Below are 13,326 nucleotides of genomic sequence, written 5' to 3' on the forward strand. Positions count from 1 at the left end.
GGCCTGGGCAACCTTTGCCAGCGCACTCGTCGTACCTCTGATGTTAACCCACAGAAGTCACTAAGTGACGACTTATTTTTTCGGACGGGGGGAGTTCAATGTCTGAGCCGACAGCGCGGCGCGAGGCCGGAAAGAGCCGCCAGTCAGGACCCGGGGGAATCCCCGCACCCCGTCAGGACGACATCGCTGTCGTCGGCGTCGGATGCCGCTTCCCCGGCGGCGTCCGCGATGTCGACACCTTCTGGGACGTCCTTCTCGAGGGCCGGGACATCGTGGCGCCGGTCCCGTCGGACCGCTGGGACGAGAGCTTCTTCCACGACGACCCCAAGAACCCCGGCACCACGTACTGCCGCGAGGGCGGCTTCCTCACCGACATCGACCGCTTCGACGCGGAGTTCTTCGGCATCTCGCCCCGCGAGGCCCGGGAGATGGACCCCCAGCAGCGGCTCCTGCTCGAGGTCTCCTGGCAGGCCATGGAGGACGCCGGGGTGCCGAGGGAGCGCTGGCACGGCAGCCGCACCAGCGTCCACATGGGCATCCTGGGCTCCGACTACCTTCTCCTGCACACCAAGGCCGCGGGCACCGAGACGATCGACCCCTACTTCGCCAGCGGCAAGGAGTTCAGCTTCGCCGCCGGGCGCATCGCCTACACCTTCGGGCTGCACGGCCCCACGATGTCGGTGAACACCGCGTGCTCCTCCTCCCTCGTCGCCGTGCACCTGGCCTGCCAGAGCCTGCGCAGCGGCGAGGCCGACACCGCCCTGGCCGGCGGTGTCAACGCGATCATCACTCCCGAGCTCACCGTGTTCATGGGCAAGGTGCAGGCGCTGTCGCCCACCGGCCGCTGCAAGCCGTTCGACGCCCGCGCCGACGGGATCGTGCGCGGTGAGGGGTGCGGTGTCGTCGTCCTCAAGCGGTACGCCGACGCCCTGCGCGACAACGACCAGGTCTACGGCGTCATCCGCGGCACCGCGGTCAACCAGGACGGGCACAGCGCCGGCCTGACCGCTCCCAACGCCCTTGCGCAGCAGGCCCTGCTGCGCACCGCGCTGGAGTCCGCCGGACTCGGCCACGAGATGCCCTCGTACGTAGAGGCGCACGGAACCGGTACCCCGCTCGGCGACCCACTGGAGATCTCCGCCCTCACCGAGGTCATCGGCAGGCACCGCCCCGAGGACCGCCGCCTGATCGTCGGCTCGCACAAGGCGAACTTCGGCCACATGGACTCCGCGGCCGGTATCGCGGGCCTGCTCAAGACCCTGATGGTGCTGCGCCACCGCACCGTCCCGCCGCAGATCCACCACAAGCACCCCTCGCCGCTGGTCGACTGGGAGCGCTCGGGGATCACCGTCCCCACCGTGCCCACCCCGCTGCCCACGGTGGACGGCCACGCGGTCAACGGGGTCAGCGCGTTCGGTCTGTCCGGCACCAACGCCCATGTCCTGGTCTCCACTCCGCCCGAGCCCTCCACCCGCAAACGCGCCAAGGCACAGCGGCAGCCCGCCCCGCGGACGCTGCTCGTCTCCGCGTCCAGCGCCGAGGGCCTGGAACAGCTCGCGGGCGACTACCGGCGGGCGCTCAGCGGATCGCCCTGGACGGGCACCCGCACCGCCTCGCCGGACGCGGTGCTGGCGGCCGCCGCCGTGCGCCGAACCCACCACCGGCACCGCCTCGCCGTCGTCGGCGACACCACCGAGGAACTCGCCGAGGCACTGGAGGCCTTCCGCACCGGGGAGCGGCGGGCCGGGGCGATCTCCGGCGAGGCCGAGGACCGGATCGGCAAGGTGGTCCATGCCTTCTCCGGCCAGGGCTCGCAGTACCCGGGTGTGGCCATGGACCTCTACGGGTCGGAACCTGTCGTACGCGAGACGCTGGACGAGTGCGACGCGCTCCTGCGCGAGCATGCCGACTGGTCCCTGCTCGACGTCCTGCGGGACGAGGACCCGGCACGCGTCAAGGCCACCGAGGTGGCCCAGCCCGCGCTCTTCGCCGTCCAGATCGCGCTGTCGCGGTTGTGGCGGTCGTGGGGAGTGGTCCCCGACGCCGTGATCGGCCACAGCATGGGCGAGGTGGCCGCCGCCGTCGTCGCGCAGGCGCTGACCCTGCCCGAGGCCGCCCGCCTCATCGTGGAGCGGGGCCGTCTGATGCAGCGGGCCACCGGCTCCGGCCGGATGGTCGCGGTGGAGCTGAGCGCCGCAGAGGTCGTCAAACGTCTCGGCGGGCGCTACCCCGAGGTGAGCGTGGCCACCGTCAACGGCCCGACATCCGTGGTGATCGCGGGCCCTCCCGCCCCGGTCGAGGGAGCGGTCGGCGAGCTGCGCCGCAGCGGCGCCAACGCGGTGCCGCTGCCCGTGGACTACGCCTTCCACCACCCGCTGATGCGCGGCTACGGCGACGAACTCGAGGCGTTCCTGGCCGACCTGACGCCGTCGGCGCCCACCGTGCCGTTCCTTTCCACGGCCACGCGGGAGGAGACGGCGCCGCCGCTGGACGCGGCCTACTGGGGCCGCAATCTGCGTGATCCCGTCCTGTTCTGGCCGGCCGTGGACCGCCTGCTGACCGCGGGAAACGCCGTCTTCGTCGAGATCGGCGCCCACCCCGTGCTCGGACGGCCCGTACAGGCCGCCCTGACCCAGCGGGGCCGACTCGGCCCCGTCGTCGGCTCGCTGGCCCGCGGCAAGGCGGGTGCGACCACCCTCGCGCAGGCCAGGGCCAAGCTGCACGTGGCCGGAGTGGGCATCGACTGGCAGGGGTTCTTCCCCCAGCCGGTGAGCCCCGTCGGCCTGCCGCCGCACCGCTGGGCCGACCAGCGCTACTGGCTCTCGGGTGTCGAGCGCGGCCGCCAGACCAACGGGGGACTGCTGCGCTCGGACGGACTGCGGGCCGAGGTCCGGCTGTTCGACGCCCGGGGAAGGCTGGTCGGGGAGCTGGCCGGGGCCTCGGTGGTGAGTGACACCGCCGCGCCCGCCGCCCCCACCGCCGCGCCCGCCGCCCCCGCCCTGGCTGCCCCCGCCCCGGCCGCCGCCGCACCCGTCGTCCCCGCCCCGTCCGCCCCCGCTCCGGTCGCCGCACCCGTCGTCCCTGCCACGGCCGCCGCACCTGTGGCCCCCGTGAGCCCCGCCCCCGAGGCGACCGCGCCCGCGGTCCCCGCCGACGGATACCAGCGCGACGAGGTCGCCGCCGCCGTGCAGAGCGCGCTGGCCGTCGTCCTGGGGCACCCCCCGGGCCAACGCCTGCCCCGCCAGCGCGGGTTCTTCGAGCTGGGCATCGACTCGATCTCCGTCTCCGAGCTCGCCCGCCGGGTGCAGGACGCGCTCGGCTGCCCGCTCGACGGCGCGGACGTCCTGTCCCACGCGAGCATCGAGGCGCTGACCGACTACATCCTGACCCTCCAGCCGGAGCCGCCGGCCCAGCCGTCAGCGGTGTCCGGCGCGGTGCCCGCCTCGTTCGCGGGGGCGGCTGCCGCGCAGCCGCCGACCGGCCCCGAGCCGATCGCGATCGTCGGCATCGGGCTGCGCGTGCCGGGCGGAGCCGACAGTCCCGAGTCGTTCTGGCGCCTGCTCGAGGACCGTACCGACGCCACGGGCGATGTCCCGCTGGAGCGCTGGGACGCCGCGTCCCTGCTCGCCGACGGCAAGGTCGGAGCGGGCCGGGTGGCCACCAAGCGCGGCGCGTTCCTCGACGCGGTGGACGGCTTCGACCACGGCTTCTTCCGGATCTCCCCGCGCGAGGCCCGCAGCATGGACCCGCAGCAGCGGCTCTTCCTCGAAGTGGCCTGGGAGTCGCTGGAGGACGCGGGTATCGCGGTCGACACACTGCGTGGAGGCCGCACCGGCGTGTTCGTCGGCCTCAACACCACGGACTACACGCAGCTGGTGACGCGCAGCCAGAACGACATCGACCTCTATTACGGCACCGGCAACTCCTTCAGCGGCGCCGCGGGACGGCTGTCCTACTTCCTCGGGGTGCGCGGTCCCAGCATCGCCGTCGACACCGCGTGCTCCTCCTCGCTGACGGCCGTGCACCTGGCCTGCCAGAGCCTGCGGGCGGGGGAGAGCGAGGTGGCGCTCGCGGGCGGGGCCAATGTGATGTCCACACCGACGGTCTTCCTGGCCATGTCGGCGGCCGGAGCGCTGGCCCCCGACGGCCGCTGCAAGACGTTCGACGACTCCGCCGACGGCTACGGCCGCGGCGAGGGCGCGGGTGCACTGGTTCTCAAGACGCTGTCGAGGGCCACTCGCGACGGTGACCGGGTGTACGCGGTCATTCGCGGCAGCGCCGTCAATCAGGACGGGGCGAGCGGCGGTCTGACGGTGCCCAGCGGCGAGGCCCAGGAAGAGGTCATCAGGACCGCCCTGGACCAGGCCGGCATGGGCCCGGACGACATCGACTACATCGAGGCGCACGGCACCGGCACCCGGCTGGGCGACGCCATAGAACTGCGGGCCCTGGCCGGGGCGGTGGGACAGCGCAGGCCGTTCGCCAAGCCGTTGCTCGTCGGCTCCGTCAAGACCAACGTGGGCCACCTCGAGGCGGCCGCCGGAGTCACCGGTCTGATCAAGATCGTGCTGTCGCTGAGGCACGAGGAGATCCCCGCCCATCTGCACGTCTCCCGGCCCACCCGCCAGGTCGCCTGGGACCGGCTGCCGCTGAAGGTCGTCACCGAGCCCACACCCTGGCCCGTGGGAGAGCGCCCGCGCAGCGCGGGGGTCAGCGCGTTCGGCTTCACCGGCACCAACGCCCATGTCGTGGTGCAGGAGGCGCCTGCCCCGGCGACGGCCGGGGGACGGCCCGTGCCGGACTCGCGCCCGCTGGTGCTCACCTCCTCCGCGCTGACGCCCGCCGCACTGCGCGCCGCGGCGGCCAGGCTGCGGGAACGTGTCGCCGGTGCCGACGAGGCCGAACTGGCCGATCTGTGCTGGGTCTCCGGAGCGCGGCGCACCCACCACGAGCACCGGTTCGCCGTGACCGGCCGCACCCGGGCGGAACTGCTCGACGGCATCGCGTCCGTGGAGCGGGGCGAGAGCGCCGAGGGCGTTCGCGTCGGCACCGCCCGGCCGGGGGAGTTCCGGCGGCTGGCCGTGATGTACGGCGCCGCCGCACCCGCCCTGCCCTGGGCGCGGCTGCTCGGGGACGCCCCCGCCGACGACGGCCTCTCGCCCGAGGCCGTACTCGGCGGTGCGGAACGGCTCGCGGCCTTCCGCTCCACCGTCACCGACCTGGACGCCGCACTGCGGGACGCCGTCGGCATCTCCCCGGTGCGGGCGTGGGAGTCGGGGGAGAGGCCGCGGAGCGGCTCCCTCCACGAGCGCGCCCTGGTCTTCGCCGGGCATCTGGCGGCCACCGCCGTCCGCGCGGCGATCGGCATCCACCCCGACGCGGTGGTCGGCCACGGCGTCGGCGAACTCGCCGCCGCCCACGCGGCGGGTGAGCTCGAACTCGCCGAGGCGGTGCGGATGCTGGCCGAGGAGCGGACACCGGGCGACCTCGGCAAGCCGGGAACGCTGCCCCGGTACTCCACCGAGGGCGGCTGGCCGGGCCTGGCGAACCAGCTCGTCGAGGACGGTATCGAAGCCCTGCTGGACATCGGCAGCGGCAGCCCCTCCGTGGCGATGCTGCGCTCCGCGCTCCAGGCACGCGACGCCGAGGTGCTGGTGCTCACCGCCCCCGCCGGACAGGCGGGCGCGGCCACTTCCGCGCCGACCGCGGTGGGCGACCTGATGACGGACGCGGCGGCCCTGCATGTGCACGGCTGCCGGATCGACTGGGACCTGCTGATCCCCGGCGGGCACCGCCTGGTCTCGCTGCCGGGCTACCCGTGGCAGCGCAAGCGCCACTGGATAGAGCTGCCCAAGGACACCTCCGCCCCCGTGGCGCCCCCGAAGCCCGCTCCCGCGCCGTCGGCCGTCGGCCCCCTGCCGTACAGCGGCTCGCTCAGCGGCACCTCCACGAACGGCAGCCCCACGACCGGCAGCCCCGCCAACGGGAGTCCGGCCCACGGGAGCCCCGCCGACGAGGGTTCGGCCAACGGCAGTGCGGCCCATGCGACCCCGGCCAACGGCAGCGCGTTCGACGAACCCCCGGCCGCCTCGGTGAACGTGAGCCCCGCCGACCCCGACGCGACCCCGCTGGTCGCCGAGCTCACCCCCCTCGGCCCGGAGGACCGGCGGGAGCGGATGCTCGACGTCATCCTCGCCATGGTGGCCGCGGTACTCGGCGGCGACGACGACATCGGCCCCGACCAGGGCTTCTTCGACCTGGGCCTGGACTCGGTGCTCGGCGCCGAGCTCAAGCAGCGCGCCGAGGAGGCACTGGGCCGCGAACTGCCCGGCACCGTCATGTTCGAGTGCCCCAACGCCCGTTCCTTCGCCGACTTCGTCCTCGACGACGTCTTCGGCGAACCCCAGACCGCGCCGGGAGCCGACGAGGCCATCCCGCACGACAGCGCGACACCCGCACCCGGGGGCGACCCCGAGGACGGACTGGACGATCTCAGTGACGACGCACTGATGGGACGTCTGCTCTCCGCGCTCTCCAGCTCCGAATCAATGCTGACCGAGGGAGACCGACCATGACGACGACGCAGAGCGGCCCGGTTCAGCATGACTACCGGCCCCAGCTCGTCGAGGCCCTGCGCACCATCGAGCGCCTGCAGGACCGCCTGAAGAACGCCCGCCCTCAGCCCCTCAACGAGCCCATCGCCATCGTCGGCCTCGGCTGCCGCCTGCCGGGCGGCGCCGACGCCCCCGAGTCCTTCTGGCGGGTGCTGCGCGGCGGGGTGGACACGACCTCCGAGTTCCCACCCGAGCGCGGTGACGCCTCCGCCCTGTACGACCCCGATCCCGACGCGCCCGGCAAGGCCTATGTCATGCGCGGCGGATTCCTCGGCAGGGTCGACCGGTTCGAGCCCTCGGTCTTCGGCATATCCCCGCGCGAGGCGCTGGGCATGGACCCCCAGCAGCGCATCCTCCTCGAGGTCGCGTGGGAGGCGCTGGAGCGCGCCGGATACGCCCCCGACAGCCTCAACGGGAGCTCCACCGGCGTCTTCCTCGGCCTGAGCACCACCGACTACGCGCGGATGCGGCAGAGCCAGGGCGACATCCGCGACGTGGACGCCTACCAGCTCGTCGGCGAGCCCAGCTTCGCCGCGGGCCGTATCTCCTACACCCTCGGCCTCCAGGGGCCCTGCAAGGTCGTCGACACCACCTGCTCCTCCTCACTGGTGGCGCTGCACGAGGCCTGCCAGGCGCTGCGTCTCGGCGAGGCAGACATGGCCCTGGCCGGCGGTGTGAACCTCATGCTCTCGCCGTACGGCTTCGTGATGATGAGCAAGTTCGCGGGGCTGTCGCCCGAGGGCCGGTGCAAGACGTTCGACGCGAGCGCCGACGGCTACGCCCGCGGTGAGGGCGCCGGGCTCGTGGTGCTCAAGCGCTGGTCCGACGCGGTCCGCGACGGCGACAACGTCATCGCCCTGGTCCGCGGCACGGCGGTCAACCACGACGGCCGCAGCAGCGGGCTCACCGTTCCCAACCCGGCCGCGCAGCAGGGCGTCATCAAGGCCGCCCTCACCCAGGCCGGGATCGCCCCCGGCGACGTCGACTACGTCGAGGCGCACGGCACCGGCACCTCGCTCGGCGACCCGATCGAGCTGCGCGCGCTGGAGGCGGTCATCGGCCGCAACCGCCCCGAGGGGGCCCCGCTGCTCGTCGGCTCGGTGAAGACCAACATCGGCCACCTGGAGTCGGCGGCCGGTGTCGCGGGCCTGCTCAAGCTGGTGCTCGCCCTCCAGCACGGCGAGATCCCGCCGCACCTGCACTTCAACGAGCCCAACCCGAACGTCGACTGGAGCAAGCTGCACATCGAGGTCACGGCCGAGGGGACCGCCTGGCCCGACGTCGAGGGCCGCCCGCGCATCGGCGCGATCAGCAGCTTCGGCGCCAGCGGAACCAACGCGCACGCCGTGGTCAGCTCCGTCCCCGAGGCGGGCACCGGGCCCAGCCCCGCCCGGGTCCAGCACCCCCACGGTGTCCTGGTCGCCTCCGCCAACAGCGAGGAGGCGCTGACCGAGGTGGCCCGCAAGTTCGCCCTCCACCTGCGCCGCGACCCCGACATCACGCTTGCCGACGCCTGCTACACCACCCAGGTCGGACGGGCCCGGCAGACCCACGGCCTGGCCGTGGCCGGGGACTCGCTCGAGGGCCTCGCCGACGCCCTCGAGGCCCACGCGCGCGGCGAGCGCGACCCGCGCCTGGTGACCGGCAGGCTCCCGGTGCACAAGCACCGCAAGGTGGCCTGGATGTTCACCGGCCAGGGCTCCCAGTACGCCGGAATGGCGCAGGGCCTCGCCGACGAACCCGCGTTCCGCGAGCCGTTCGACGAATGCGCGGCACTGTTCGACGCCGCCCTGGACCGTCCGCTCACCTCGGTGGTCTGGCCCGCGGAGGGCACCGAGTCGCCGATCGACGACACCCGCTACACCCAGCCCGCCCTCTTCGCCGTCGAGTACGCGCTCGCCCGGATGTGGCAGTCCTGGGGACTGAAGCCGATCGCCCTGCTCGGGCACAGCATCGGCGAGATCGCCGCGGCCTGCGTGGCCGGGGTCTTCGGCCTCGAGGACGCCGTCCGCCTGGTCACCGCCCGCGCGGCTCTCATGGCGCAGCTGCCCGCCGGCGGAGTGATGGCCGCGGTCACCTGCGACGAGGCCACGGCACTGGCGGCCATCGCCGATCTGACCGGGACCGTCTCCCTCGCCGCGGTCAACGGCCCCGAGAGCGTGGTCGTCTCGGGAGCGAAGGACGACGTCGCCACCGCGGTCGCGCGGCTGAAGGAGCAGGGGGTGCGGGCCCAGAACCTCACCGTCTCGCACGCCTTCCACTCCCCGCTGCTCGCCCCGATGCTGGAGGAGTTCCGGCAGATCGCGCGGAGCATCAGCTACTCGGCCCCGGCCATCCCGCTCATCTCCAACGTCACCGGCAGGCCCTGGTCCGCGCAGGACCTGGGCCCCGAGTACTGGGTGCGCCACGCCGCCGGGACCGTCCGCTTCCTCGACGGCCTGGGCAGCCTCTACGGCGACGGCATCCGCACCTTCCTCGAGGTCGGGCCGCAGCCCGTCCTGCTGGGCCTGGGCAACCGCGCCATCGAGGACCCCGACTGCGCCTGGATCCCGTCGCTGCGCCGCCCGGTCCGTGCCCGCGGCGGCTCCGGGAAGACGCTGCACGACCGGTCCGCCGTCCGCCAGGCACTGGGCACCCTGCACCTGCGCGGCACGGCCGTCGACTGGGCCGCCGTCCACAAGGGCGAGCAGCTGCGCCGCGTCCCGCTCCCGGCCACCGTGTGGCGCGGCGAGTCCTACTGGTTCGAGGAGCGCCGCGACGACGCCGGCGGCGCCTCGGCGCCGGAGCGCCCGGCCGGGATCGACGTCCCCGGCGTGGGACGCCGGCTGCGCAGCGCCGTGCCGACGTACGAGGTCTCGCTGGACGACCCCAGCTGGGAGCCGTACATCCGCACCGACCACGAGGGGCGCCGCTACCTGCCCATGGGCGCGCTGGCCAAGGTGGTCATGGACGCCGCCGCCGACGCCCTGGGCGGCCGGTGGGGCTGCGTCGAGGAGCTGTCCATCCACCACCGGTTCCCCCTGGAGCACGAGGGCCGGATCGTGCACATCACCGTGCGCGCCGACGCCGACGGCCACGCCGCCTACGAGTGCCACAGCCTCTCCCCGACGGAGGAGGCCGCGGGCGCGCCCTGGCAGCAGCACGGGCGGGGAGTTCTGCGCCGCCGCGCCGCCGGGCGCCCGCTGTCCGCCGACCTCCAGGTGCACCGCTACGGCGACGCGGTCCGCTACGAGCCCACCTCCCTGTCCTCGGCGCTGGCCGAGGCCGTCACCGGTGCCCACCGCGGCGGCGGAGGCGTCCTGGTGGCCCTGTCCCCGGAGCGGGCCGAGGGAGGCCTGAGCTGGGTGGAGGTCGTGGACGCCGCCATCGCCGCCCTGTCCTGGGACGCGGGGGTCAACGAGGCCGACTCCTCCGCCGTCGGGTTCGCCCGCAGCGTCCGTGAGCTGACCTGCGAGGACGCCCACCGCGTCCAGTACGTCAGGGCCACCGCGCACGTCAGCTCCGGCGGCGGCACCTCCGAGGAGATCGTCGGCGAGGTGGAATTCTTCGCCGAGGACGGCTCCCACCTCGGCGGGGCGAGGGAGTTGAGGGTGGTGGCGGCCAAGGACGTCGCCGCCCCGGACGCCCCCTGGCGCGACCCCGACGAGCTCCTGCAGCGCGTCGAGTGGCAGACCGTCGAGCCCCCGCCGCCGCCGGGACGCCTGCCGGGGGAGAACTACCTCCTGCTGCCGGACCGCAGCGGTGTCGCGGAGCGGCTCGCCCGGGAACTGCGCCAGCGCGGCGCACGCGTCCTGGTGGCCCGCGAGGAGGAGACCGGCTCCGCGCCGGCCGTGACCGCCGAGCTGATCGCCCGCTGGCGCGACCAGTCCAAGCAGGCCGACACCGCCGACCGCGTGATCGTGCTCACCGGGCTGGACGCCCCCGAGCCGGAGGCGACCGACACCCGGGCGCTGGAGGAGTACCGCGACCGCACGGAACTGGCCGTCATCGCACTGGTCCAGGCCCTGATCGACCGCCAGGACTGCTCGCGCGCCACTGTCTCCCTGGTCACCCGCGGCGCGATGCCCGCCATCCCCGAGCAGGGCGTCACCTGCCCGTTCGCCAACACCCTGTGGGGCCTGGGCCGGGTCATCGCCCTGGAGCACCCGGAGCACTGGGGCGGCGCGGTCGACCTCGATCCGGCCGGTCCCTCCGGCGACGACATCGGCAGGCTGGCCGCCGCGCTCATCGACGTCAGGGCCGAGGACCAGCAGGCCCTGCGCGGCCCCGACCGGTACGCGGCCCGGCTGGTGCCCCACCACCTCGGCGCCGAGGAGCTGCGGCGGGTGCCGGACGTCCGCTCCTCCGCCGCCTACCTGATCACCGGTGCGTTCGGCGGCATCGGCCAGGAACTCGCCCGCTGGCTCGCACACCAGGGCGCCGGCAAGCTCGTCCTGCTCGGCCGCACCCCGCTGCCGCCGCGCGCCGACTGGGACCTGCCCGGACTCCAGGCGTCCGTCCGCGAGCGCATCGCGGTGGTCCGCGGCCTGGAGGCCACCGGAGCGGTGGTCGACGTGGTCGCCGCCGACGTCTGCGACGTCCACCAGATGCTCCTCGTCATGGAGGACCTGGCCATCGACCGGTACCAGTTGCGCGGCGTCGTCCACGCGGCCGGTGTCTCCGTGCCCCAGTTCCTGCGCGACATCCCCGTCGACGACCCTCGCGACTACGACGCCGTGTGGCGCCCGAAGGTCGTCGGCGGCTGGCTGATGCACCAGCTGACCGAGGGGCTGGACCTGGACTTCTTCCTCGGGTTCTCCTCCATCGCCGCCACCTGGGGCTCCCAGCACCTGTCCAGCTACTCGGCCTCGAACGCCTTCCTCGACGGCCTCGCGGAGTACCGGCGCACCCTGGGCCAGACCGCGCTGACGGTCAGCTGGGGCCCGTGGGAGCTGGCCTCCAACCTGTTCGGCGCCGATGTCCTGGAGTTCCTGACCTCCACGGGCCTGCGCACCCTGTCCGCCCCGCAGTGCCTGAAGCTGCTCGGCGCCCTGCTGGCGGGCGACGCCCCCCAGGCGGTCGTCTGCGCCGCCGACTGGTCGGTGTACAAGCCGGTCATGGAGGCCAGGATCGAGCGGCCGCTGCTGCGCACCCTGGAGATCGTGGAGGACTTCGGCGACGAGGCCCCCGCGCCCGTCCTGGACGAACTGGCCGTCGCGGACGGCCCGCAGCGCCGCTCGATCCTCGTCCGGTACCTCCAGGGCGTCCTCGGCGACGTCCTCGCCGTGAGCGCCGACGCCATCGAGCCCGAGGCCGACGTGATGTCCCACGGCCTGGACTCGCTGATGGTCATGGAGGTGGTCAAGCACTGCAAGCGGGACCTTCGGGTCAGCATCCGGCCCAACCAGCTCTTCGAACGCTCCACGCTCGAGGACTGGGCCGATCTGCTCCGCGTCGAACTCGGCGGTGAGGAGGGCGCCTCGGCCGCCGCCGAGCCGGCCGAGGCCGCCATGGCCGATCCCCGCAACATCGCGGGCGACGTCACCCTCGATCCGGACATCCGCCCCCAGGGCCCGGTGCGGCCCGGCTACACCGAGCCCGACCACGTCCTGCTCACCGGTGCCACCGGCTTCGTCGGCGGCTATCTGCTGGACGAGCTGCTGGCGAGCACGCGGGCGACCGTCCACCTGCTGGTCAGGTGCGCCGACCCGGCCGAGGGACTGGCCCGGGTGCGGGCCAATGTCGAGCAGTACCTGCCCTGGCGCGAGGCGGACGAGGACCGCGTCAAGGTGATCCCGGGCGACCTCGAGAAGCCCCTCCTCGGACTGGAGGAGGACGCGTTCGACGCGCTCGGGCACAAGCTCGACGCGATCTACCACAACGGAGCCTGGGTCAACTTCTCGTACACCTACGAGCAGCTGCGCGCGGCCAACCTCGGCGGGAGCGAGGAGATCCTCAGACTCGCCTGCCGAGGACCGCTCACCCCGGTCACCTACGTCTCCACGTACGGCATCTGGGGCCTGCCCGCCGACGGCCGCACCGTCATCCGCGAGGGCGACGACATCAGCGGGGCGGGCAAGCTCGTCACCGGCTACGTCCAGACCAAGTGGGCGGCCGAGCGCCTGATGGAGACCGCCCGCGACCGCGGGATCCCGGTGGACGTGCACCGGCCGGGACGAGTGCTGGGCGACTCCCGCACCGGCGCCGCCCTGACCACGCACTTCACCACCCGCGTCATCAAGGGCTGCATCCAGCTCGGCCTCGCGCCCGCGCTGGACCTGGAGGTCGAGATGACCCCCGTGGACTACGTCAGCCGGGCCATGGTGCGCATCTCCAAGCAGCCGCACGCCTTCGGCAGGACCTTCCACCTGGTCAACGGCCGCAAGCTCAGCTTCGCCAAGCTCCTCGAAGCCATCGAGGGCCACGGCTGGAAGCTCGACGTGGTGCCCGTGGAGACCTGGTGGCAGGCCCTCCAGGACGCCTACGGCGAGAAGGACAACGAACTGCACCCCGTCATGGGGGTCGTCGAGGAGTTCGTCGTCGGCGGCGAGGAGGCCATCGACTACGACGCGACCAACGCCGAAGCCGCACTCGAGGGTACGGGTATCAACTGCCCCTCCCTGGACGAGGCCCTGCTTGGCACCTACTTCGACTGGATGGTCGAAAGCGGCTACCTGCCCAGGCCCGTCCGCTGAAGCCCCTGTTGGCACCAGAGCCTTTCTCTCACACCCAC

At 73.5% G+C, this 13,326-nt stretch carries 2 protein-coding genes; both read left to right on the top strand.

Annotated features, from left to right (window positions below; translation table 11 throughout):
• Nucleotides 1-98: 98 nt before the first annotated feature.
• The gene (locus IEY86_RS26065; protein WP_189134286.1) at nt 99-6,575 is read left to right on the top strand and encodes a type I polyketide synthase; all 6,477 of its coding nucleotides are present in this window, start codon (nt 99-101) and stop codon (nt 6,573-6,575) included.
• On the top strand, nt 6,572-13,288 hold the full coding sequence (locus IEY86_RS26070; RefSeq protein WP_189134287.1) for a type I polyketide synthase: 6,717 nt from the start codon (nt 6,572-6,574) through the stop codon (nt 13,286-13,288). The genes IEY86_RS26065 and IEY86_RS26070 overlap by 4 nt, the downstream gene beginning before the upstream one ends.
• Nucleotides 13,289-13,326 lie beyond the last annotated feature (38 nt).

It is taken from the genome of Wenjunlia tyrosinilytica, assembly GCF_014646055.1.
In the GTDB taxonomy this organism is placed as follows: Bacteria; Actinomycetota; Actinomycetes; order Streptomycetales; family Streptomycetaceae; genus Wenjunlia; species Wenjunlia tyrosinilytica.

Bases quoted from the DNA above. Each gene is read 5' to 3' on its own strand.
- IEY86_RS26065 (WP_189134286.1), top strand. From the start codon at position 99: ATGTCTGAGCCGACAGCGCGGCGCGAGGCCGGAAAGAGCCGCCAGTCA.
- IEY86_RS26070 (WP_189134287.1), top strand. From the start codon at position 6,572: ATGACGACGACGCAGAGCGGCCCGGTTCAGCATGACTACCGGCCCCAG.